The sequence below is a fragment of the Nonomuraea sp. CX421 genome, from assembly GCF_059358955.1.
Window position 1 is genome coordinate 155,161 of record NZ_JCADBK010000015.1, and the last position, 21,637, is coordinate 176,797.

The 21,637-nt window shown below is 71.5% G+C and carries 19 protein-coding genes and 1 riboswitch; of the genes, 9 read left to right on the forward strand and 10 right to left on the reverse strand.

Annotation, left to right across the window (positions count from 1 at the left end; translation table 11 throughout):
- Window positions 1-45: 45 nt before the first annotated feature.
- The 7 genes from AC5L3X_RS25610 to AC5L3X_RS25640 form a co-directional block, all read right to left on the reverse strand.
- A complete protein-coding gene (locus tag AC5L3X_RS25610) occupies window positions 46-1,287 on the reverse strand; it encodes an RNA polymerase sigma factor (RefSeq protein WP_494860182.1) in 1,242 nt (413 codons plus the stop codon).
- Between the two features lie 156 nt (window positions 1,288-1,443).
- The gene (locus AC5L3X_RS25615; RefSeq protein ID WP_494860231.1) at window positions 1,444-1,872 is read right to left on the reverse strand and encodes a YciI family protein; all 429 of its coding nucleotides are present in this window, start codon (window positions 1,870-1,872) and stop codon (window positions 1,444-1,446) included.
- A gap of 186 nt (window positions 1,873-2,058) precedes the next feature.
- A complete protein-coding gene (locus AC5L3X_RS25620; protein ID WP_494860184.1) occupies window positions 2,059-2,721 on the reverse strand; it encodes a CHAP domain-containing protein in 663 nt (220 codons plus the stop codon).
- Window positions 2,722-2,732: 11 nt separating this feature from the next.
- Window positions 2,733-2,869, reverse strand: a riboswitch (cyclic di-AMP (ydaO/yuaA leader).
- Between the two features lie 119 nt (window positions 2,870-2,988).
- Window positions 2,989-3,942 carry a Gfo/Idh/MocA family protein gene (locus tag AC5L3X_RS25625; protein WP_494860186.1) on the reverse strand — a complete coding sequence of 318 codons (954 nt, stop codon included), beginning with the start codon at window positions 3,940-3,942 and terminating at the stop codon, window positions 2,989-2,991.
- A gap of 18 nt (window positions 3,943-3,960) precedes the next feature.
- Window positions 3,961-4,782: an aldo/keto reductase gene (locus AC5L3X_RS25630; protein WP_494860188.1), complete on the reverse strand. Its 822-nt coding sequence runs from the start codon at window positions 4,780-4,782 to the stop codon at window positions 3,961-3,963.
- Between the two features lie 46 nt (window positions 4,783-4,828).
- Window positions 4,829-5,653 carry an SAM-dependent methyltransferase gene (locus AC5L3X_RS25635; RefSeq protein ID WP_494860190.1) on the reverse strand — a complete coding sequence of 275 codons (825 nt, stop codon included), beginning with the start codon at window positions 5,651-5,653 and terminating at the stop codon, window positions 4,829-4,831.
- Between the two features lie 134 nt (window positions 5,654-5,787).
- Window positions 5,788-7,290: a glycoside hydrolase family 13 protein gene (locus tag AC5L3X_RS25640; RefSeq protein ID WP_494860192.1), complete on the reverse strand. Its 1,503-nt coding sequence runs from the start codon at window positions 7,288-7,290 to the stop codon at window positions 5,788-5,790.
- Between the two features lie 298 nt (window positions 7,291-7,588).
- Here AC5L3X_RS25640 and AC5L3X_RS25645 point away from each other — a divergent pair, with 298 nt between their 5' ends.
- The 3 genes from AC5L3X_RS25645 to AC5L3X_RS25655 are packed head-to-tail and all read left to right on the forward strand — an operon-like array spanning window position 7,589 to window position 11,278.
- Window positions 7,589-8,869 (forward strand): sugar ABC transporter substrate-binding protein, encoded by a 1,281-nt coding sequence (locus AC5L3X_RS25645; RefSeq protein ID WP_494860194.1) that lies wholly within the window; start codon window positions 7,589-7,591, stop codon window positions 8,867-8,869.
- 4 nt (window positions 8,870-8,873) lie between these two features.
- Window positions 8,874-10,442, forward strand: coding sequence for an ABC transporter permease subunit (locus AC5L3X_RS25650; RefSeq protein ID WP_494860196.1), 1,569 nt, complete (start codon window positions 8,874-8,876; stop codon window positions 10,440-10,442).
- A complete protein-coding gene (locus AC5L3X_RS25655; RefSeq protein ID WP_189125414.1) occupies window positions 10,439-11,278 on the forward strand; it encodes a sugar ABC transporter permease in 840 nt (279 codons plus the stop codon). Before AC5L3X_RS25650 ends, AC5L3X_RS25655 begins: the two co-directional genes overlap by 4 nt.
- A 71-nt stretch (window positions 11,279-11,349) precedes the next feature.
- Here AC5L3X_RS25655 and AC5L3X_RS25660 read toward each other — a convergent pair whose 3' ends face one another.
- The gene (locus AC5L3X_RS25660) at window positions 11,350-12,852 is read right to left on the reverse strand and encodes a hypothetical protein (protein WP_494860198.1); all 1,503 of its coding nucleotides are present in this window, start codon (window positions 12,850-12,852) and stop codon (window positions 11,350-11,352) included.
- A gap of 305 nt (window positions 12,853-13,157) precedes the next feature.
- On the opposite strand from AC5L3X_RS25660, the gene AC5L3X_RS25665 reads away from it, so the two are divergent.
- From AC5L3X_RS25665 to AC5L3X_RS25680, 4 genes are all read left to right on the forward strand, one after another.
- Complete coding sequence (locus tag AC5L3X_RS25665) at window positions 13,158-14,408, forward strand: right-handed parallel beta-helix repeat-containing protein (protein ID WP_494860200.1); 1,251 nt, start codon at window positions 13,158-13,160, stop codon at window positions 14,406-14,408.
- A gap of 254 nt (window positions 14,409-14,662) precedes the next feature.
- On the forward strand, window positions 14,663-15,265 hold the full coding sequence (locus tag AC5L3X_RS25670) for an ACT domain-containing protein (RefSeq protein ID WP_189125416.1): 603 nt from the start codon (window positions 14,663-14,665) through the stop codon (window positions 15,263-15,265).
- Window positions 15,266-15,561: 296 nt separating this feature from the next.
- Window positions 15,562-17,094, forward strand: a complete 1,533-nt coding sequence (locus tag AC5L3X_RS25675) for an MmgE/PrpD family protein (RefSeq protein ID WP_494860202.1) — start codon at window positions 15,562-15,564, stop codon at window positions 17,092-17,094.
- Window positions 17,095-17,109: 15 nt separating this feature from the next.
- Window positions 17,110-18,273 (forward strand): acyl-CoA dehydrogenase family protein, encoded by a 1,164-nt coding sequence (locus AC5L3X_RS25680; protein WP_189125418.1) that lies wholly within the window; start codon window positions 17,110-17,112, stop codon window positions 18,271-18,273.
- Between the two features lie 36 nt (window positions 18,274-18,309).
- On the opposite strand, the gene AC5L3X_RS25685 is transcribed toward AC5L3X_RS25680, so the two are convergent.
- A complete protein-coding gene (locus tag AC5L3X_RS25685; RefSeq protein WP_494860204.1) occupies window positions 18,310-18,666 on the reverse strand; it encodes an ArsR/SmtB family transcription factor in 357 nt (118 codons plus the stop codon).
- Between the two features lie 50 nt (window positions 18,667-18,716).
- On the opposite strand from AC5L3X_RS25685, the gene AC5L3X_RS25690 reads away from it, so the two are divergent.
- On the forward strand, window positions 18,717-19,787 hold the full coding sequence (locus AC5L3X_RS25690; RefSeq protein WP_494860206.1) for a cation diffusion facilitator family transporter: 1,071 nt from the start codon (window positions 18,717-18,719) through the stop codon (window positions 19,785-19,787).
- A 24-nt stretch (window positions 19,788-19,811) separates the two neighbouring features.
- Entirely contained in the window at window positions 19,812-21,008 is a 1,197-nt protein-coding gene (locus AC5L3X_RS25695) for an acyltransferase family protein (RefSeq protein WP_494860208.1), read from the forward strand.
- Window positions 21,009-21,018: 10 nt separating this feature from the next.
- Here AC5L3X_RS25695 and AC5L3X_RS25700 read toward each other — a convergent pair whose 3' ends face one another.
- A complete protein-coding gene (locus AC5L3X_RS25700) occupies window positions 21,019-21,615 on the reverse strand; it encodes a hypothetical protein (RefSeq protein ID WP_494860210.1) in 597 nt (198 codons plus the stop codon).
- Window positions 21,616-21,637: the final 22 nt, after the last annotated feature.

The window sequence follows — 21,637 nt, forward strand, 5'->3', positions numbered from 1 at the left end:
GCTCCCATCCCATGGGCACCGTTTGTGCCCAACCCGGACAACTGCCTAGGAGCAGGCGCCGGCCCGGTCGAGCAGCAGCCTGCGCTCGCGCTCGTTGCGCGTCAGCGAGGCCGCCCGCTCGAACTCCGCTCTCGCCTCGGCCAAGCGCCCCAGCCGGGCCAGCAGGTCGCCGCGCACACTCGGCAGCAGGTGGTAGCCCTTGAGCGACGGCTCGCCGGCGATCTGGTCGACCAGGTCCAGCCCGGCCGCCGGGCCGTAGGCCATGGCGAGCGCGACCGCCCGGTTCAGCTCCACGACGGGCGAGCGCGCGAGCGGCGCCAGCTCGTCGTACAGCGCGGTGATGCGCTCCCAGTCGGTGTCCTCGGGGGTGAGCGCCCGGGCGTGGCAGGCCGCGATGGCCGCCTGCAGTGTGTACGGGCCGCGCGGGCCGGCGAGCTCCTCGGCCCGGTCGAGGGCGGCCAGCCCGCGGCCGATGAGCAGGCGGTCCCAGAGCCCGCGGTTCTGGTCCATCAGCAGGATCGGCTCGCCGGACGGCCCGACGCGCGCCCGCGCCCGCGACGCCTGGATCTCCATCAGCGCGACCAGCCCGTGCACCTCGGCCTGCCGGGGCATCAGCCCGGCCAGCACCCGGCCGAGCCGCAGCGCGTCGTCGCACAGCGCGGGCCGCATCCAGTCGCCGCCGGCGGTGGCCGAGTAGCCCTCGTTGAAGACGAGATAGATCACCTCCAGCACCGAGGCCAGCCGCCCCGCGAGCTCATCGCCCTGCGGCACCTCGAACGGGACCTTCCGGTCGGCCAGCGTTCGTTTGGCCCGCACGATCCGCTGCGCCACGGTGGGCTCGGGCACCAGGAAGGCCCGGGCGATCTCGTCGGTCGTCAGCCCGCCGAGCACCCGCAGCGTCATCGCCACCCGTGCCTCGGTCGACAGCACCGGATGGCAGGCGGTGAACACCAGCCGGAGCAGGTCGTCCTCGATCTCCTCGACATCGGGGAGCTCGTCCTCGCCGTCGAGGTCGCGGCCGAGCTCGACCAGCTTGCGCTCGTAGCGCTCCTGGCGGCGCAGCAGGTCGACGGCGCGCCGCTTGGACACCGCCATGAGCCAGGCGCCCGGGTTGCGCGGCACGCCCGACTCCGGCCACTGCTCCAGCGCCGCGACCAGCGCGTCCTGCGCGAGCTCCTCGGCCAGGCCGAGGTCGCCGTGCATCATCCGGGCCAGCCCGGCGATGAGGCGGGCCGCCTCGATCCGCCACACCGCCTCGATCGCCTGATGGGTCTCGGAAGCCGTCACCGGCCCATGAGACCAGCCCCCGGGCCCGCCCGCAACCGCGCCCGCGACGCGTCCGTCCGGCCCGGAATCTCGTGCCGGCCCGGAATCTCGTGCCGGGCCGCGATCTCGAGACGGCCCGCGGGCCCGCCACCGGCCAGGCGTGGCGGGGCGACGGGATCAAGCGCCTTCGTGGCCCTCCAGGGACCCGCGCAGGGCGCGCTCGCGCTCGGCGGTCTCGGGCGACATCGACTCCGGCGGCAGGTCGGTCGGGTCGAACACCTGCCACACGTGCAGGCCAACGCCCTCGTGCCCGCCCGGGACGGGGACCCGCATCGCCCATTCAAGGGCCTCCTCGCGCGACTTGACCTGGATCAGCCAGAAGCCGGCGATGAGCTCCTTCGCCTCGGTGAACGGCCCGTCGAGCACGGTCGCCCTGCCCCCGCTGTAGGCGATGCGGGCACCGTGCGAGCTGGGGTAGAGCCCCTCGGCGGCCAGCAGGACCCCGGCCTTGACCAGCGACTCGTTGTACTCGGTCATCGCGTCCACCAGCTCCTGGCTGGGCATGACGCCGGCCTCGGTCTCCTCGTTGCCCCTGCCAACGATCATGAACTTCACGACGCCGACCTCCTTCGTCCGTTGCCGGGGCCCCGGCCGGACCCCGCGCTCACCAACGCGTCGAACTCCGTGCCCGCGAATCGACACGTCTCGCCAGGATTGTTCCGGAGAAGCGGCGAGCGCGCGCCCGAGGGGGAGTGGGGCGCGCTCGCCGGAAGGGGGAGGCGGAAAGGAGGGTCAGGCCGCGTACGACGGGTAGCCGTAGCCGACGACCTGCCACTTGGGCCGGACCCGCTCCTCGACCTTGCCGTTGCCGGTGTTGCCCTCGATGGTGGTCAGCGTGCCGTTGCCGTTGTCCTTGACGACGAAGCCGACGTGGTTGATCGAGCCGATGCTCTTGCTGCCGCTCCAGGCGAAGAAGACGACGGCGCCGGGCTCAGGGGTGGTGCCCCAGCGGCCCTGGTCGGCGAACCACTGGGCGTGCGTCACGGTGTAGGCGTCCCAGCCGATCTGGGACCGGGCGCCGGCGTTCTCGCCGACCCAGGAGACGAACATCGCGCACCAGGCGGCGTTGAGGTAGGCGGCCCGGTTGCCGCCGTCACGGGCGATCGTCTCGGCGGCGCGCTGCGAGTCGGCGTACCACTTCTGGAACTTGGTGCCTCCCCCGTAGGCGTTCTCCGAGATGCCGATCTGGGACCTGGCCAGGGCGAGCACCTGATCCGCCGTCACGCTGACCACGTCGGCCTTGGCCGGGGTCTCCGCGCCGGCGCCCGCGTGCTGGGGGGTGTCGGCGGAGGCGGGGGCGACGACGCCGAAGGCCGCGGTGGCGGTGAGGGTGACGCCCAGGGCGGCGCGGGCGGCGTGGCGCCTGAGGGTATGGGAAAGACGACTGACGGCCATCGGTGGGGGACTCCTCGCTTCCATACCGCTTACCGAGTTAGCTGACGGGTTCGGACGTGGAAGCTGCCCTACGGCACGATGTGCCGATTCACCCCAATGAGACCTGGGTCCCCGGTTCCGCGAGAGGCGGATTCAGCGGTCGCAGGTAGATCCTGCGATGTTCTTGTCGATGGAACGGCAACGAACCGATAAAACGGACGTATGCCGCGAATGCCCCATAAGGTAATACAGCGGGCAAGGGGATGACAAGGTGGGTAACTGCCCTGGTCAGGAAAGTTGTCGGCGAGCCGCCGCGAGCAGCCCCATCATGGCGAGGCTCTCGTCAAGGGGCATGATCGCGCTCTCGGTCCGCCCGGCGGCCAGCGCGTCGCGCACCTCGCGCACCTCGCCGGCGTATCCGTTGTCCTCGGGAGCGAGCTCGTACGTCTCCGATTCGATCGACGGCCCGCTCAGGGTCATCCGTCGCGGCGCCCAGAACGGCGCCTCGATGTCGGCCCGCATCCCGGTGCCGACCACGTACGCGCTGTTGGGCAGGGCACCCAGTAACGAGACCTCCACCAGCGCCCGCCTGCCGCCCGGGTAGAGGAGCACGCCCGCCGCCTCCGCGTCCACGCCCGACGGCGCCAGCGACCCCGTCATCCGCAGCTCCGGCGGTGTCCCCAGGAGCAGCTGAGCCAGCCCGAACGGGTAGATCCCGAGGTCGAGCAGTGCCCCGCCGCCGAGTTCCGGAGCCCAGAGCCGATGCAGCGGGTCATACGGCGAAGCGAATCCGAAGCTGGCGTGCACGGAGCGCAGGTCACCGAAGCGCGGATCGGCCGCCAGCCGCTGGATTAGCGGGTTGAACCGCATCCACATGGCCTCCATCAGGAAGACGCCGGCCTCGCGGGCCAGCCGCACCATCCGCTCGGCGTCGGCGAGCGAGGCGGCCAGGGGCTTCTCGCACAGCACCGCCTTGCCCGCGGCGATCGCGGCCTCGGCCACCTCCAGGTGCTGGGCGTGCGGCGTCGCCACGTAGACGGCGTCCACGGCGGGATCGGCGCACAGCGCGGCGTACGAGCCGTGGGCCGACTCGGCGCCCAGTGCCGCGGCCAGCGCGCGTGCCCGGCCGAGGTCGCGCGAGCCGACGGCCGCCACCCGCATCCCCGGCTCCGCCGCGATGACCGCCCCTACGGTCCTGGCGATGCCGCCGGTCGCCGCGATTCCCCATGAAAGATCCCTCATAAGGAGGGATCGTAATCTTTACCCCCTGTTGAACTGATCCGGGTCGGGTCCGAGCCGTTTCCCGATGTTCATCGCCCCGATAGCCGCGATGTCCTCCTGGTCGAGGACGAAGTCGAAGACGCCGAAATTCTCCTTGATCCGCGACGGCGTGACCGACTTGGGGATCGCCACGTTGCCCAGCTGGATGTGCCAGCGGAGCACGATCTGCGCCGGGGTGCGGTTGTGCTTGTCCGACAGCACCCGCAGCGCGCGGTCCTCCAGCAGCCCCCGTCCCTGCCCGAGCGGGCTCCATGCCTCGGTGAGGATGCCGTTGGCCTCGTGGAACGCCCGCAGCTCGCGCTGCTGCAGGTAGGGGTGGAGCTCGATCTGGTTGATCGACGGCGCGATGTCGGCCTCGTCCAGCAGTCTGGTGAGCGTCTCCACGGTGAAGTTGGAGACGCCGATGGCCTTGGCCCGGCCGTCGCGGTAGATCTTCTCCAGCCCCCGCCAGGCCCGCAGGTAGGTGTCGCGGGCCGGCGTCGGCCAGTGGATGAGATAGAGGTCGACGTAGTCGAGCCCGAGGCGGGCCAGGCTCTCCTCGAACGCCTCCTCCGGACGCTCGTGGTCGGTGTTCCACAGCTTGGTGGTGACGAACAGCTTGGCGCGCGGGATGCCCGAGGCGCGCACGGCCCGGCCCACGCCCGCTTCGTTCTGGTAGAGCGTCGCCGTGTCGATGTGGCGGTAGCCGACCTCGAGCGCGGTCTCCACCGACCGCTCGGCCTCGTCGTCGGGCACCCGCCAGACGCCGAACCCGATCTGCGGGATCTGGACGCCGTCCGTGTTGAGCAAGAGCGAGTTCATACTCTCATTCTTCACGTGACGTTCCGTGCCGCTCGAGGCGGGCGGGCTAGGGCTTGCGGCCGATGCCGGCCAGGCCCAGGCGGGCGAAGTCCTCGTCGAGGAACATCGTCGCCTCGACGTCCGGGTCGGCGAACGGCCACACCACCTCCGGGCCGAGGCCGGTGGCCAGGCCCGGGGGGATCAGCTCGAAGTCGCCGAAGAAGGACGCGACCTCCTCGTAGGAGCGCGGGCAGAACGGCGTGTTGGCCTGCCGGTAGAACTCGCTGATCCGCTGGGTCACCACCGGAGCCGCGTCGCCGGCCACGTGCGTAACCGCAAGGTAGCTGCCGGGGGCCAGCACGTCGCGGTAGGCGGCCACGAACCCCTGAGGGTCGTCCTCGTCGGGCACCAGGTGCAGCAGGAACATCATCAGCACGGCCACCGGCTGGTCGAAGTCCAGCAACGCCTTGATCTCGGGCTGCGCCAGCACCTCGGCCGGCCGCCGGACATCAGCCTCCACCATGGCCACCCGGGACGGGTCGGCCAGCAGCGCCCTGCCGTGCGCGGCCACCACCGGGTCGTTGTCGACATAGACCACGCGGGCGTCCGGGTTGAACCGGTGGGCCACCTCGTGCACGTTCTCCTGGGCGGGGAGCCCGGAGCCCAGGTCGAGGAACTGGGTGATGCCCTGCTCGCACAGGTACTGGACCACCCGGCCGATCAGCGCGCGGTTCTGCTTGGTGCCCTCGCGGATCTCCGGCATCACGCTCAGCACCAGCTCGGCCAGATCCCGGTCGGCCTTGAAGTTGTCCTTGCCGCCGAGGAAGAAGTCATACATACGTGCCGCGTTCGGGATGTGGGGGTCGACACCCTGCGGGGCTTGCTCCGTCATGTATCCATGATCCCTGACATGAGGGAGTATTTTCCGCCTTTCATCGATCACTATTCGCAAACGGACGATGAATCGCGCGTCGTCAGCACGGCCACCGCGCCGTCGTGGAGCGGCGGCCGTACCGGCGATTTTTGTCAGCGGCGCAGCCAGAGCGTGCTGTCGGGAGCGATCGTCCCGTCGCCCGCCTGGGGGCCGCTCGACAGCAGCACCTCGCCGCGCAGCCCGAGCGCGGCCAGCTCGACCGGCCGCTCGCCGGTGTTGAGCACCACGGCCAGGCCCGGGTCCCGCTCGAACGCGAGCACGTCCCTGGGGGAGTCGAGCCAGGTCAGCGTGCCGCCGCCGAGCGCCGGATGCTCCTTGCGGATGCGCAGCGCGGCCCGGTAGAGACTCAGCGTGGAGCCGGGGTCGCCGTGCTGCGCCTCAGCCGACAGCGGGCCCCACGAGGCGGGGATCGGCAGCCAGGGGTCCCGCCAGCCGAAGCCGGGCTCGCCGGTCCACGGGATCGGCACCCGGCAGCCGTCGCGGCTCTCGCCGCTGCGCCGGAAGGCCGGGTCCTGGCGCAGCTCGTCCGGGAGGTCGAGCACCTCGGGCAGGCCGAGCTCCTCGCCGTTGTAGACGTAGGCGGAGCCGGGCAGCGCGAGCATCAGCAGCGTGGCCGCCCTGGCCCGGCCGAGCCCGCCGTGGCGGGTGACGTGCCGCGGCTTGTCGTGGTTGGACAGCACCCAGGTGGTGGGCGAGCCCACCAGCTCCGCCTCGGCCAGCGCCTTCTCGATGACCGTCCGGAACGCCTTGGCGTGGTAGTCGGCCAGCATGAACTCGAAGTTGAACGCCTGGTGCAGCTGGTCCGGGCCGACGTAGCGGGCCAGTCGCTCGGGCGACGACACCCAGGCCTCGGCGACCGCCATCCGCCCGCCGGGGTAGGAGTCGAGGATCGGCCGCCACTCACGGTAGATGTCGTGCACGCCGTCCTGGTCGAAGTACGGCACGCGCTCGTCGCCGAGCATCTCGGCCTGGGGCCCCTCCTTGGGGCCGACGTCCGGCAGGCCCTCGGCCTTGACCATGCCGTGCGCCACGTCCACCCGGAAGCCGTCGACGCCGCGGTCCAGCCAGAACCGCAGCACGTCGCGGAACTCGGCGCGCACCTCCGGGTGCTCCCAGTTGAGATCGGGCTGCTCGGGCGCGAACAGGTGCAGGTACCACTGCCCGTCCTCGACCTGGGTCCAGGCCGGCCCGCCGAAGATCGACTCCCAGTCGTTCGGCCGGTCGCGGAAGATGTAACGGTCGCGCAGCCCCGCCTGGAACCAGGGGTGCCGGTCGGAGGAGTGGTTGGGCACCAGGTCCACGATCACCCGGATGCCCCGCGCGTGCGCGTCACGGACCAGCTCGTCGAAGTCGTCGAGCGTGCCGAACATCGGATCGACGTCGCGGTGGTCGGCCACGTCATAGCCGGCGTCGGCCATCGGCGAGGTGTAGAAGGGGCTCAGCCAGATGGCGTCGACGCCGAGCTCGCTCAGATAGCCGAGGCGGTGGCGGACGCCCTGGAGATCGCCGATGCCGTCGCCGTTGGCGTCGGCGAAGCTCCGGGGGTACACCTGGTATACAACGGCGTCGCGCCACCAGTCGTCGTCGGCCAGCATGATGATCCTTCCCCCGGATGTCCGTGATGTCTGGTGCAGGATGGCGCGATTCCTTGCGAGAGGTCAAGTGCAAGTTGCGGAAAGTTGCATGATTCTCCTTCTGGCAGGTCAGACGCCTGCTCGGAGAAGGCGCGACACGCACGAGATGTGGATCCGGTAACGCTCTATTGCAAGTTCTTCCAACTTTTGCAAAGTCCCGGTAACGTCCCGGAAATGTGAGCCGCGAAAGCGGCAAATGACGACCTTTCCGGCGGCGGCGTATGAGGTGTCGTCGCTCCTCCCGACCTCAGGAGGTCTCATGCGCAACCGAACTCTGGGCACGGCCGCACTCGCGACGCTGACCTTAGCCGTCACGGCCTGCGGCGGCGGATCCCCCGCCCCCTCGGCGGCCCCCACCGGATCGGCCACCGCCCCCACCGCCGCCCCCGCCGACAAGGGCGGCGGTCAGCTCGTGATCTGGGCCGACCCCAACCGGGTCAAGGCGCTCAAGCCCTTCGCCGACCAGTTCGGCGCCGAGAACGGCGTGACCGTCGAGGTCAAGGAGATCAGCAAGGACAACCAGCAGACCTTCCTCACCGCCTCCCAGCAGGGCAGCGGCCCCGACGTCATGGTCGGCGCGCACGACTGGATCGGCAACCTGGTGCAGAACGGCGCCATCGACCCGGTCAACCTGACCGAGCAGCAGAAGGCCGCCTTCCCCGAGATCGCCCTGAAGGCCGTCACGTTCGACGGGCAGGTCTACGCGGCGCCGTACGCGGTCGAGAACATCGCGCTGATCCGCAACACCGAGCTCGCGCCCGACGCCCCGGCCACCCTGGAGGACATGGTCGCCAAGGGCAAGGAGCTCAAGGAAGCCGGCAAGGTCAAGGAGATCCTCTGCCTGCCCGTCGCGCAGAAGGGCGACGCCTTCCACGTCTACCCGATCTTCGCCGCGGGCGGCGGCTCGCTGTTCGGCACCACCCCCGCCGGCGACCCCGACCCCAAGAAGGTGCTGCTCGGCTCGGCCGAGTCCGTCAAGGCGTTCGGCAGGCTGAAGGAGCTCGGCGAGAAGGGCGACGGCGCGCTCAAGACCTCCATCACCAACGAGAACTACGTCGCCACCTTCGCCGGCGGCAGATGCGCCTTCCTCGTCTCCGGCCCGTGGGCCATGGGCGACGTGAAGAAGGCGGGCATCAGCTACGACATCACGCCCGTCCCGTCGTTCAAGGACGGCAAGCCGGCCACGCCGTTCGTCGGCGTCCAGTCGTTCTTCGTCGCCGCCAAGGGCAGGAACAAGACCCTGGCCCAGGAGTTCGTCGCCAACTACGTGACCAACAAGGACGTGGCCAAGGCCCTGTACGACGCCGACCCGCGCCCGCCGGCGCTCACCGCCGCCCTGCAGGAGGTGCAGGCGGCCGACGCCGACGCCGGCAAGTTCATGGACGCCGGCAAGGACGGTTTCCCGATGCCCGCCATCCCCGAGATGCAGGCGGTCTGGGAGCCGTTCGGCATCGCCGAGGCGGCGGTCGTCAAGGGCGGCGACGCCGCCAAGGCGGCCGAGGCCGCGCAGAAGACCATCGACGGCTCCCTCAAGAACTGACGCCATGACCTCGGACGTCCCCGAGGCCGCCAAGCCCCGCCGGGCGCCGCGGCCGCGCCGGGAGATCACCACCGCCTACGTGGTGACCAGGATCGCGGTGCTCGCCGTGACCGCCGCGATCCTGGTGTACGCGGTGCCGCCGCTGGTCGCGGCGCGGGCCTGGATCGCGCTGGCGGTGCTGGTCGCGGTCACCGCGGCCATCGTCTGCCTCTACCTGACCCGGCGCCTCATCCCGGCGAAGTACCTCATCCCCGGCACCGTCCTGCTGATCGCGTTCCAGCTGTTCCCCATCCTCTACACGGTGAGCACCGCGTTCACGAACTTCGGCGACGGCCACCGCGGCGACAAGCAGTCGGCCGTCACCGCGATCGAGACCGGCTCGGTCCGGCAGGCGCCCGGCTCGCCCGAGTACACACTGACCGCGGCCCTGCGCGGCGACGAGCTGGTGTTCCTGCTCGTCGACCCGGAGACCAGGCGGGTCCAGACGGGATCCGGCGAAGGGCTGGCCCCGCTGGAGGGCGCCCGGCTCGGCGTGACCGGCAAGGTGCTGGCCGCGCCCGGCCTCACCGTGCTGACCGCGCCGCAGGCGGCCGCCCGCGGCGCGGAGATCGCGGCGCTGGCGGTGCCCACCGCCGGCGGGCTGATCAAGGCCAACGGCCTCAGCCGCGCCGTCGAGGGCCGGGCGGCGCTCGACTACGACCCCGCCTGCGACTGCGTCCGAGGCGACGGCGACACGTGGACGGCCGACGAGGCGCGGGGCTACTTCGTCAACGCCCGTGGGGAGCACCTGGCGCAGGGCTGGCAGGTCGGCGTCGGTTTCGACAACTTCGCCCGGGTGCTGACCAACCCCACGATCTCCGGTTACTTCGCGGGGGTGTTCGGGTGGAACGTGGTGTTCGCGCTGGCCTCGGTGGTGACGACGTTCGGGCTCGGCATGGGGGTGGCGCTGGCGCTGCACCACCCCCGCATGCGCGGCACGCGCTTCTACCGGATCGCGCTGATCCTGCCGTACGCGATGCCCTCCTTCGCCATGCTGCTGGTCTGGCGTGACCTGTTCAACCGCGACTTCGGGCTGGTCAACCAGTCGCTGGGGCTGACCATCGACTGGATGGGGGAGCCGGTCACCGCGAGGTTCGCGGTCATCCTGGTCAACCTCTGGCTGGGCTTCCCGTACATGTTCCTGGTGACGACGGGCGCGTTGCAGGCCATCCCGCGCGAGCTGACCGAGGCGGCCTCGATCGACGGGGCCTCGCCGTGGCACGCCTTCCGCAAGGTGACGCTGCCGCTGCTGCTGGTGGCGCTCACGCCGCTGCTCATCTCGTCGTTCGCGTTCAACTTCAACAACTTCAACGCGATCCAGCTCACCAGCGAGGGCGGCCCGTTCCCGGCCGAGAACCCGCAGGTGGGAGCCACCGACCTGCTGATCACCTACACGTTCCGGCTGGCGTTCGGCACCGGCGGGGCGCAGTTCGGCTTCGCCGCCGCCATCTCGGTGTTCATCTTCGCGATCGTCGCGCTCATCTCGGTGGTGACCTTCCGCCGGACCCGCAGGCAGGAGGAGGTCTACGCATGAGACTCGCGCTGAGGCACGTGTTCGTGCTGGTCGTGTGCGCGTTCGCGCTGTTCCCCATCGTGTTCGTGGTGTCGGCCGCGATCAACCCGCTGGGCACCCTCGCCTCCACCGACCTGCTGCCGAACGGGGCGAGCCTGGCCAACTTCGCCGACCTGTTCGGCTCCGACGTCCACCCGTTCGGCCGGTGGTTCCTCAACTCGGTGTTCATCGCGCTGACCGCGTCGTTCGCCGGTCTGCTGCTGTCGATGTCCGCCGCGTACGCCTTCAGCCGGATGCGCTTCCGCGGCCGCCGCGTCGGGCTGCTGGCGTTGCTGCTCATCCAGATGTTCCCGCAGTTCCTGGCCATCGTGACCATCTTCATCATCTTCACCGAGGTGACAGAGCTCTACCCGGCGTTCGGGTTCGACACCGCGTGGGGGCTCATTCTGCTCTACCTCGGCGGCGCGCTCGGCGTGAACACCTGGCTGATGAAGGGCTTCCTCGACACCGTGCCGAGGGAGCTCGACGAGGCCGCCACCGTCGACGGGGCCACGCACGCGCAGATCTTCTGGCGGGTCATCATGCCGCTCGTGACGCCGATCCTCGCGGTCACCGCCATGCTGGCGTTCATCGGCACGATGAGTGAGTTCATCATGGCCAGCGTCTTCCTGCGCGACCCCGGCAGCAAGACGTTGGCGGTCGGCATGTACGGGATGATCGCCGGCGACCAGCGCAACGCCAACTTCGGCATGTTCGCCGCGGCGACGCTGCTCACCGCGATCCCGACCGTGGGGGCCTTCCTGTGGCTGCAGAGGTACATCGTCTCGGGGCTGACCTCCGGCGCCGTCAAGGGCTGACCGTGGTCAGCCGTCCTTGACGGGCCCGCGGTGGACGACCGCCTTGTCTCCCGGTCCCGGGTAGGCCATGATCAGCAGCCGCTGGGTGCCGTACTCGTCGCCCTTCCAGGGGAACCAGGCCAGGTGCACGCGGATGCGGTAGTGCCCCTTGCGGCCGTTGAGCGACAGGTCGGGCAGCTCGGTGCCGCGCCACTCGGGCTCCTTGACGCGGATCGCCCTGGCGGGCCGGATGAGGGGGCGGTGGCGTGGGGTGGCGTCACACTTGCGACGCTCCTCGGCGTCGAACTCCTCGAACTCGCGTTCCTGGGCCGCCGCCGCCGCGTCGACCTTCGCCTCGCGGCCGGGCAGATCCCGGAGAGCACCCCGCTCAGGTCGCCGGCGCTCACCCCTTCCACCTCCCGCAGGCGGGCCAGCTCGCGCGGGTCGTCGCGGGTGTAGGCGCCGCACAGGCGGCGGCCGTGGCCGAGCAGCACCTGGTCGGGGGTGGTGGCGGCGAACGTGAGCGCCTGCTGCCGGCGTACCGCGCAGATGAAGGCGCGCGGGCCGGTGATCGGCTCGGGTGCCACCGGCTCGCCGTTCGTCTCCCAGGGCTCGGGGGGCGAACAGTCCTCGGCCGTGGTGACCGGGCCGCGTGACTGGTCGGCCGCCGGCAGGAGGCACAGGGCGACGGCGGTGGCCAGCGCCGCCGAGAGAACGTGGTGCCGCAGGCGGGCGGCGGGCGGGGCGCCGTACAGAAGGAGCAGGACGAGGGCGGAGGCGGCCAGGGCGGCGCTGTACCACAGCGGCGAGAGGCCGAAGAGGATCTCGCCGTTCTCGTTCCGGTCGAACAACCCGGCCGGGTACAGGGCCAGCCGCTGCTCGGCCATCTCGGGGATGAGCCGCCAGTCCGCCTCGCGCTCGGCGGTGAGCGCGCTCACGACGCCCGCCGCCGCGGCGATGACCAGGGCTGACATCGTCACGCGCAGCAGCCGCCGGGTCCTGCGTACGACCGCGGCCAGGATCAGCGCGGCCGGGGCGCCGACTCCGACGAGCAGGTCCACGACGCCCCAGAGCACGGTCGCCGGGTAGCTCACGTACCCATGGAAGAGGTCGTCGACCAGGCCCCTCGGGCCGGTCCACACGGGCATCCCGCCGGCCAGGTTGACGGCCGCGGGGATCAGCGGGAGCGCCACGGCCACGGCGGCGAGCGGCCACGGTCGCGCCGGGGCGACCCGGGCCGGCGACGGCGGGGACGGCACGGGCGGCGAGCCGCCCAGCTCGTGGGCGGAGCGGGCCTGCCACGCTGTCCCGAGGACGCCGAGGCTGCCCAGGACCATCAGGAGCACCAGGTCGTAGTCGACGCCCCAGCCGCCGAACGAGATGATGGAATGCCCGCCGGACGACAGCAGCGACAGCCCCGCCGCGGCGATGCCCATCCGGACGGTTCCCGGCGTCCAGCGCCCGTCCCCGGCCTGCCCGGTCAGGATCGGCACCAGCCACAGTAGATAGACGACGTTGCCGAGCTGGTACGGAGCGACGTACTGCGCGACGGACCACTGGCCGAGCCCGTAGAAGACGGTGGCGGCCGTTTCCATGGCGGCGCCCGTCAGGCCAGCGCGAGCACGCCGGACACGACGACCGCGCCCACGTAGACGGCGGCGACGAGCGCGGCGATTCTCCCGAACCGGTAGCGGCGCACGGGAACATCCCTTGAGAGCGAGTGAACAGCCTCCGAACAAAGGCGCCCAACCCTAGCGAGCCACTTGAAATCGATCAAGCCCTGTGGCAGCGGCGGAGCCACGCGGTGCCGCGCCGGTGATCAGTGTCTGGCGTCCGTTCCGGTGAGCCGCTAGGTTGGCGGATTACCGTCCGTCCTCCCTCCAGAACATGGTGTGCCCGCATGAGATTGCTGTCCGTGGTCGCCGTGGCCTCGTTGCTGCCCGCCGTTCCCGCCGCGGCGCAGGCCCAGGCCGGCACCACCTACTACGTCGACTCCAAGGGCGGCGACGACGGAGCGGCCGGCACCAGTGCCACCGCCCCGTGGCGCTCGCTCGACCGGGTCAACCAGGCCGATCTCAAGCCGGGCGACGCGGTCAGCCTCAAGCGCGGCAGCAGGTGGACCGGCAGCCTCAAGCTCGAGGCCGACGGCACCCGCGCCAGACCCATCGTCGTCCAGCCGTACGGCAAGGGCCCTCTCGCCAGGATCAGCGGCAGGGAGGCCAACTGCGTGGTCGTCAGCGGCGACCACTGGCGGATCAGCGGCGTGCGCGCCTCCGGCTGCCAGTGGGCGGGCTTCGAGGTGGCCGGTGACGGCAACCACCTGATCGGGGTGCGGGCCGACGGCAACGTCACCGGCGTCTGGGTCACCCCGAACGGCTCCCGCAACACCATCCGCGACAGCCGGATCGCCGGCAACAACCGGATGAGCGTCAACGACGTGGGCGGCGACAACGACTCCGGCGCCTTCGGTGTCCTGCTCAACGGCGACGACAACGTGGTCACCGGCAACACCATCACCGGCAGCCACGCGGCCAGCCACGACTACGTGATGGACGGCGCGGCCATCGAGATCTACAACGGCGACCGCAACCTGGTCACCTACAACAAGGCGCACAACAACGAGACGTTCACCGAGCTGGGCGCGCAGAAGGGCAAGACCGCCACCGGCAACGTGTTCGCCTTCAACGTCGTCACCTCCACTCTCAAACAGGGCTCCTTCCTCATCACGCGCGGTCCGGGGCACATCGTCGGGCCGGTCAAGGGCACCATCGCGGTGCACAACTCGGTCTATCTGCCGGCGCGCAAGACGATCGGCTGGTCCTGCCACGACGGCTGCTCACCGTCGATCCTGAAGCTCCGCAACAACGTCGTCTTCGTCGGCGGGCAGGCGGGCTACGAGGACGGCAAGGGGGCCGACGAGGGCGGCGGCGTCTACAAGGCGACCTCGATCAGGTTCAAGCTCGGCCCCCGGTCGGTCATGGCCGACCCGCGGCTCACCTCTCGCACCGACCTGCGGCCGCGTCCCGGCTCCCCGGCCCTCGGCCGAGCCTTCCCGCTCTCGGCCGCCTGGTACGGCGGCAAGGCCCTCACCCGCGACATCACCGGCAAGCCGGTCCCGGCCACCCCCGCCGCCGGCGCCTACCAGCCCTGACCGCTCCGCCGCGCATCGCCCGTCCCGGCCGTGACGCGGTCGCCGCTGTCGAAGAGGAGCGCCAGGAGGGCGGTTCGGGGTAGGAAAAGTGCAGGTCAGGGGCGGATAGCCGCAGGTAGAGGTTGTCGAACCCTTGTCGACAAGCTGGGATTAGCGTTGCATGCTGGGACTAACCGCAGCATGTGCGACATATCCGTGGAACCTACGCGAAACCTTTCCACGGCACTGTGAGAGCCTCTGGAAAGGGGGCGGCGATGCTGCTGCGACTGAGGGTGTCATTGCCGGACCGCCCCGGGGGGCTGGGTCAGGTCGCCAAGGCCCTCGGCACTCTGGGGGCCGACATCCTGCAGGTCACCGTCCTCGAACGTGAGACCGGACGGGCCGTGGACGACTTCGTGGTCTCCTGGCCGGGTGCCGTGTCGGCGGAGGAGGTCCGCGACCGGATGTCCGCCGTGCCCGGCGTGCGGGTCGAGGGAGTCTGGCCGACCAGGGATGTGCCGGGCTCGGCGCCCGACTACGACCTGCTCATGCACGTGGCCACCGAGCCCTCTCGCGGCATCGCCACGCTGGTCGACGCGCTGCCGGCGCTCTGCGGGGCGGAGTGGTCGCTGGCGGTCGCCGACGGCGCGGTGCTGCACGCCAGCCTGGCCGCCCCCGAGGTGTTCGAACTGTCCGAGCCGCCCCTGCGCGCGGCCACCCGCGCCTCGGAGGGCCTGCGGCTGATGCTGCTCCCGGTCGTCGCCCAGGGGCTGCACGTGGTCGTCGCCCGAGCCGCCGGGCCCGGCTTCCACCGCGCCGAACTCGAACGCGCCGCCCGCATCGTCGACGTCGTCACCACGCTGGCGTCCCGCACCTGATCCCTGCCTTACGGCCCGGCCAAGCCGGGCCCACCCGGGTCACCGCCGGCGGCCTGTCGGAGGGGGACGTTCGTGGTGGGATTGAAAGAATGTTCTGTTTTCTGGACCCTTGTACCCATCGGCAGACGTTGACCGTAAAACGTCAGACTAATACCGTGGCGATCGAGGACCAGAGGAGCCGCCCGTGACCGCTCAGCAGCATCATCTCGCCCCGGCGGCGACGGGCCCGCTCGCCCCGTGAAGGACACCCGTGGCCGGCGGTCCGCCCGCCCCGGCCCGGCGGCGGACGGCGTGCGATGAACCCGGTCCGGAGCCTGGTGACCTGGGCGCTGGCGCTGACCCCGGACGAGGTGCCCGGCCCGGTCCGCGCGGCCGGGTTACGCCACCTGCTCGACGGGCTCGGGTGCGCCGCCGCCGTCCATGAGGAGGACCCCTGTCGGGTGGCGGCCGTGGCCGTGGCGCTCGACCTGGGCGGGACACCGGAGGCCGGCCTGCTCGGGACCGGGCGGCGGGTGTCCGCGCCGGCCGCCGCGTTCGCCAACGGCGCCCTGATGCACGCGCTGGACCTCGACGACGTGCACGCCGGCGGCCCGGTCCGTGCGAGCGCGGCGGTGCTGCCCGTGGCGCTGGCCGTGGGGGAGGAGGTGCGTGCCCACGGGAGCGAGGTGCTCGTCGCGGCCCTCGCCGGATACGAGGCCGTCTGCCGCCTCGGCGCCGCCGTGCCGCCGGAGCTGGACGCCGCCTCCGCGTGCGGGCCGCTCGTCTCCGCGCTCGTCGCGTCCAGGCTGTACGGCCTGCGGGAGGAACAGGCGGTCGACGCGCTGGCCATCGCGGCCGGGCAGGCCGGCGGGCGGCCGGCCTTCGCCGCGCGCCCGCATCCGGGACTGGCCGCCCAGGCCGGGATCCTCGCCGCCCGCCTCGCCCGCTCGGGAGCCACCGGCCCGAGCGCGGCGCTGGAAGGAGAGCGCGGTCTGTACGCCACGCTGTTCGGCCGGTCCGGCTCCCAGCCCGCCGAGGGCCTGGGCGAGCGCTGGGAGGTCACCCGGATCACGATCAGGCCCTATCCCGCCGACCGGCTCGTGCACGCCTCGCTCGACGCCGCCAGGCTGCTGCGCGCGGACACCGCCTGCCCGCCGCCCGGCCACACCGTCCGGCCGGATCCCGCAGGGACGGCCAGGTCCTGGGTGCGCGCCCGTGAGGCCGGCGGCCAGGACGTGCTCCGCCCGGCCAGGTCCCGGCGGGGCCTGCCGGGCGCCGCGCTGGCCCGCCGGGGCGGTCGCGGAGGTGGCCAGGCCGGACCGGACGGCGGGCCGGCCGCGTCGGGCGGTGCCCACGCCGGGCACGGGCGGGCGGGCGCCGGTGAGTTATGGGGCGGGCGTGACCTCCGGGAGGTCCGGGAGATCGTCGCCACGGTGCACCGGGACAGCGTGCCCGTCGTGTGCGGGCCGGAAGCCCATCGGCCCCGGACACCGTACGAGGCGATGCGCAGCCTGCCGTGGAGCGTCGCGGCGATGCTCCTCGACGGCGAGGTCACCGTGCGGACATACCGTGATGTCCACCGGGAAGAGGTCGCCGAGCTGGCCAGGCGCATCCGGTACGAGGTGATCGACCCGCCGTGCGAGGCCGACGACCAGCCGGGACGGCTGCTCGTGAGATACGCCGACGGGATCGAGGCGGTGGCCGCCGTCGAACGCGGCTCGGGCGGCCCCGGCGACCCGGACATCGAGGACCTGGTCCGGCGCAAGGCGCTGGGCAACGGGCTGAGCCCCGCGGCCGTCGAGGCCGTGCTGGGGCTCGCGGAACAGGACGTGCTGGTCCTGCCGGCATGAGTCAAGGAGTGAGAGATGGATTTCGAGCTGAACGACGAGCAGAAGGCCCTTCGCGAGACGTTGCGCGCGTTCGTGGACAAGGAGATCGTGCCCGTGGCCTCCGACTGGGAGCGTACGGGCAGGTACCCCACGGAGATCGTCGAGAAGATGAAGCAGATGGGGCTGTTCGGCCTGTCCGTGCCGGAGGAGTACGGCGGCATGGAGGCCGACATGGTGTCGTTCGCGCTGGTCTTCGAGGAGATCGCGCGCGGCTGGATGGGCGTGGCGGGCACGATCGGCTCGCACTCCCTGGCCTGCTCGATGATCGCCCGCCACGGCACCGAGGAGCAGAAGCGGCTCTACCTCAAGGACCTGGCCACCGGCGCGCGCCGTACCGGGATCGCCCTCACCGAGCCCGGCGCGGGCACCGACCTGCAGGGCATCCAGACGCGTGCCGTACGCGACGGCGACCACTACGTCGTCACCGGCACCAAGACGTGGATCACCAACGCCCGCCACGCCGACCCGCTGCCCGTGCTGGTCAAGACCGCCGTGACCGAACCCGCGCACAAGGGCATGGCGGTGCTGCTCGTGGATCCCGCCTCCGAGGGGTTCAGCGTGAGCCGCGACCTGCCCAAGCTCGGCTACAAGGGCACCGAGACCTGCGAGGTCGTGCTCGACGGCGTGCGCGTGCCCGTCGAGGCGCTGCTCGGCGGCGTCGAGGGGCGCGGCATGCAGCAGGTGCTCGGCGGGCTGGAGATGGGCCGCATCAACATCGCCGCCCGCGCCGTGGGCGTCGCGCAGGCCGCCTACGACGCGGCGCTCGCCTACGCGCGCGAGCGCACCGCGTTCGGGCAGCCGATCGCCGAGTTCCAGGCCATCCAGCTCAAGCTGGCCGATCTGGGCACCGAGATCCAGGCGGCCCGGCTGCTCACGTACTGGGCCGCGTCCCAGGCCGACGGCGGCAAGCGGGTCGACATGGAGGCGAGCATGGCCAAGTACTTCGCCTCCGAGGTCGCGCTGAAGGCCACGCTGGAGGCGATGCGGATCCACGGCGGCTACGGCTACTCGCAGGAGTACGTGATCGAGCGGCTCTACCGCGACGCGCCCCTGATGGCGATCGGCGAGGGCACCAACGACGTGCAGCGCATGGTCATCGCCCGCGCGCTCGTGTCCGGCAAGGGCAAGGTCGGATGGTGACGCGGCCCGCGTGACCCCAGACGGCCGCCGGGCTCGTCAGTCGTGCCGGGGCAGGTGGGAGACCTCATGGTCGGCGTGCGACAGCGCTTCGGCGATCAACGCGCGCACGTGCGAGTCGCGGGCGCGGTAGAGCACCCGGCGGCCGTCCCTGCGGGTGGTCACCAGACCGGCCAGGCGCAGCTTGGCCAGATGCTGCGACACCGAGGGCCTGGGTACGCCGACGGCCCGGGCGAGCGAGGTCACGTCCAGTTCGCCCGAGGACAGCAGCCACATCAGCCGGAGCCGCGTGGCGTCGCTGAGCATGCGGAACGCGTCGACGGCGGAGCTCACCTGAGCGGGAGCCGGTTGCTCCTGCACCAGATGCGCACCTGAGTCGTTGTCGCGTGCGTACATGAATACATATACTCGCCCAAAGGAGACATCGTGCGCAAGTGAGGGACGGCATGCCTGACCCCGAGTCCAGCCATGAGCACAACCATGAGCGCGGCGACGGGCACGGACACGGACATGGGCACGGGCACGGCGGCAAGAGGGGATGGGTGGCCCGGGCCGGGCGGCTGATCGCGCCGCACGGTCACGACAGCCTGGACAAGACCGACGCGGCACTGGAGAGCAGTAGTCGCGGACTGCGCGTGCTGGCCGTCTCGTTCGCCGTGCTGATGGTGACGGCCGCCGTCCAGGCGGTGATCGTGGTCAGGTCGGGGTCGGTGGCGCTGCTGGGCGACACCCTGCACAACGTCGCCGACGCCCTCACCGCGGTGCCGCTGGCGATCGCGTTCTCCGTCGGGCGTCGCGCCGCCACCCGCCGCTTCACCTACGGCTACGGGCGGGCCGAGGACCTGGCCGGCATCGTCATCGTGCTGATCATCGCCGCCACGGCCGGGCTGGCGGGCTACGAGGCGGTCAACCGGCTGGTCGATCCGCGGGACATCTCGGCCGTGGGCTGGGTCGCGGTCGCGGGCGTGCTCGGCTTCCTGGGCAACGAGTGGGTGGCGCGCTACCGGATCAAGGTCGGGAGGGAGATCGGCTCGGCCGCGCTGGTCGCCGACGGGCTGCACGCCAGGACCGACGGCTTCACCTCACTCGCGGTGCTGCTCGGCGCGGGCGGCTCGGCCCTGGGCTTCCCGCTGGCCGATCCGATCGTCGGGCTGCTCATCACCGTCGCCATCTGCTTCGTGCTGCGCGACGCCGCCCGCGAGATCTACCACCGGCTGATGGACGCCGTCGACCCCGGCCTGGTCGACCAGGCCGAGGCCGTCCTGCGCACGGTCGGCGGAGTCCGGCGGGTCGGCTCGGTCCGGCTGCGCTGGATCGGGCACGCGCTCCACGCGGAGGTGGAGATCCTCGTCGGCCACGACCTCACCCTGCTCCAGGCGCACGCGCTGGCGGTGGAGGCCGAGCACCGCCTCATCCACGAGATGCCGCGCCTGCGCGCGGCCACGGTCCACACCGATCCGTACGACCCGTCGGGCGCCGACCATCACGCCCCTTTGAATAGTCATCGCATCACTTGAACCATTACGGGTATGTTGGGCCGGGTGTCGATTGCCGCCACCGCACATCAGTCTTCCACCTCCCTCTCCACCACGAGGCTTGCCTGGCTCGACGCCCTACGTGGCATCGGCGCGATGGCCGTGGTGGCCGAGCATCTGATGCCGTGGTTACTACCCTCGCTCCGGCCCAACTGGTTCAGCCTGGGAGCCTTCGGCATTCTGCTGTTCTTCCTGGTGAGCGGCTACATCATCCCGACCTCGCTGGAGCGGCACGGCAACGTGCGCAAGTTCTGGATCAGCCGGGCCTTCCGCCTCTACCCGCTCTACCTGGCGGTCATCGTGCTGGTGGTCGGGATGGCGTGGTGGGTGCCGGTGCGCGAGCAGGTCCAGCGCGACGGGTCGGCGGTCGCGGCGCACGCGACGATGCTGCTCGACGTGGTCAGCGTCGGCGGGCTCGCCGACACGATGTGGACGCTCTCCTACGAGATGGTCTTCTACCTCCTCGTCACCGCGCTGTTCGTGACCGGGCAGCACATGCGCAGCGGGCTGCTGGCGATGCTGTTCGGCGCCGTCGCGGTCATCGCCGGGCTGGTGCTGTCCAGGGCCGTGCTCGTAGGGGAGTGGCTCTCGTACGTCTCGGCCGCGGTGTTCGTCGCCGGGCTGGCCTGCGTGATCTCGGGCCGGTTCCGTACGGCGGGCGCGTACGCGCTGGGCCTGCTGGCCGTGACGTTGGTCGTGCTGGGCAGCCGGGTGCCGTGGCTGGGCGTCGCGGTGCTGGCCGCGATGTTCGCCGGCACCGCCATCCACCGCTGGGAGCGCGGCACCGGCCCGCTCTGGCCGGTGGCCGTCACCGCGGCGCTGATCGCGGTGGCGCCTGTCTGGGCACCCCAGGCAGGCTGGTGGTGGGTCCAGCCCGATGTGTGGATCACCACGATCGCGCTGGCCGCCGTCACGTTCGCGGGCGGGATGGCGATGCGGGGACGCAGGGTGCCGAGGGTGCTGACCTGGCTCGGGCTGATCAGCTACTCGCTCTACCTGGTGCACCATCCGCTGCTGAAGTTCTTCACGCAGGTCACCGGCGACCTGCGTGAATCGCCGCTGCCCGTGCAGCTCTCCATGGCCGCGGTGGCCGTCACGTTGATCCTGCTGGCCAGCGCGCTGACCTATCGGTTCATCGAGAAACCGGCGCAGAACTGGGGCCGCCGCTTCACCAGGCCCCAGCCGGGCGCCACTCCCTCCTGACCCCAGAACGTCAGCCCCTCGCCCCCACGCCAAGCTCACCGGCCCCGGAACGCACCGGCCCCGGCCGAGCCCACCGAATCGGGTCGAGGTCACGTTCGCCTGTCGCGTCGAGTTCGGCCAGGGCGTCGAGCGCGATCACACCGTGCTGGTCCGAGGTGTCGGCGGACGCCAGCGCGGCCACCAGGCCCCGGTGCCGCAGCAGCGCCTCGCGCACGACCGGGTCGCGGGCGACAAGGAACGCGAGATGCCGTACGGCGTGCGCGGCCACGTGCGCCGCCTCGATCCGCTCCGGCGTGGGAGTGGCCGGGGCCGAGCCCCGGGCGATCTCCAGCCTGGCCAGCTCGACGGCGGGCAACCACGGCGCGGGGTCGGGACAGACGGCATAGGTCAGCACGACCACGCCCTCGGGCAGGTGACGCCAGCTCGTGGAGTGCACGACGACGCCGGCTCCGCCCGGCGCGACCCCGCTGACGCGCCGCGCCGCCTCGTCGGGGCTCTCTCCAGGACGAGGCACGGTGACGGCACGCCGATAGGCCCATCGACCGTCGGTGCCCGCCCGTAGCATGAGCGTCTCAACCGAGACCGAGACCATGTGTCTTCCCGTCACCGTCACCAAGTTACTGCCATTC

Excerpts from the sequence above, each read along its gene's own strand:
- AC5L3X_RS25665 (WP_494860200.1), top strand. The coding sequence starts at position 13,158 with ATGAGATTGCTGTCCGTGGTCGCCGTGGCCTCGTTGCTGCCCGCCGTT.
- AC5L3X_RS25625 (WP_494860186.1), bottom strand. The coding sequence starts at position 3,942 with ATGAGGGATCTTTCATGGGGAATCGCGGCGACCGGCGGCATCGCCAGG.
- AC5L3X_RS25655 (WP_189125414.1), top strand. The coding sequence starts at position 10,439 with ATGAGACTCGCGCTGAGGCACGTGTTCGTGCTGGTCGTGTGCGCGTTC.
- AC5L3X_RS25645 (WP_494860194.1), top strand. The coding sequence starts at position 7,589 with ATGCGCAACCGAACTCTGGGCACGGCCGCACTCGCGACGCTGACCTTA.
- AC5L3X_RS25650 (WP_494860196.1), top strand. The coding sequence starts at position 8,874 with ATGACCTCGGACGTCCCCGAGGCCGCCAAGCCCCGCCGGGCGCCGCGG.
- AC5L3X_RS25685 (WP_494860204.1), bottom strand. The coding sequence starts at position 18,666 with ATGTACGCACGCGACAACGACTCAGGTGCGCATCTGGTGCAGGAGCAA.
- AC5L3X_RS25670 (WP_189125416.1), top strand. The coding sequence starts at position 14,663 with ATGCTGCTGCGACTGAGGGTGTCATTGCCGGACCGCCCCGGGGGGCTG.
- AC5L3X_RS25640 (WP_494860192.1), bottom strand. The coding sequence starts at position 7,290 with ATGCTGGCCGACGACGACTGGTGGCGCGACGCCGTTGTATACCAGGTG.
- AC5L3X_RS25660 (WP_494860198.1), bottom strand. The coding sequence starts at position 12,852 with ATGGAAACGGCCGCCACCGTCTTCTACGGGCTCGGCCAGTGGTCCGTC.
- AC5L3X_RS25615 (WP_494860231.1), bottom strand. The coding sequence starts at position 1,872 with ATGATCGTTGGCAGGGGCAACGAGGAGACCGAGGCCGGCGTCATGCCC.
- AC5L3X_RS25635 (WP_494860190.1), bottom strand. The coding sequence starts at position 5,653 with ATGACGGAGCAAGCCCCGCAGGGTGTCGACCCCCACATCCCGAACGCG.
- AC5L3X_RS25630 (WP_494860188.1), bottom strand. The coding sequence starts at position 4,782 with ATGAACTCGCTCTTGCTCAACACGGACGGCGTCCAGATCCCGCAGATC.
- AC5L3X_RS25675 (WP_494860202.1), top strand. The coding sequence starts at position 15,562 with ATGAACCCGGTCCGGAGCCTGGTGACCTGGGCGCTGGCGCTGACCCCG.
- AC5L3X_RS25620 (WP_494860184.1), bottom strand. The coding sequence starts at position 2,721 with ATGGCCGTCAGTCGTCTTTCCCATACCCTCAGGCGCCACGCCGCCCGC.
- AC5L3X_RS25690 (WP_494860206.1), top strand. The coding sequence starts at position 18,717 with ATGCCTGACCCCGAGTCCAGCCATGAGCACAACCATGAGCGCGGCGAC.
- AC5L3X_RS25680 (WP_189125418.1), top strand. The coding sequence starts at position 17,110 with ATGGATTTCGAGCTGAACGACGAGCAGAAGGCCCTTCGCGAGACGTTG.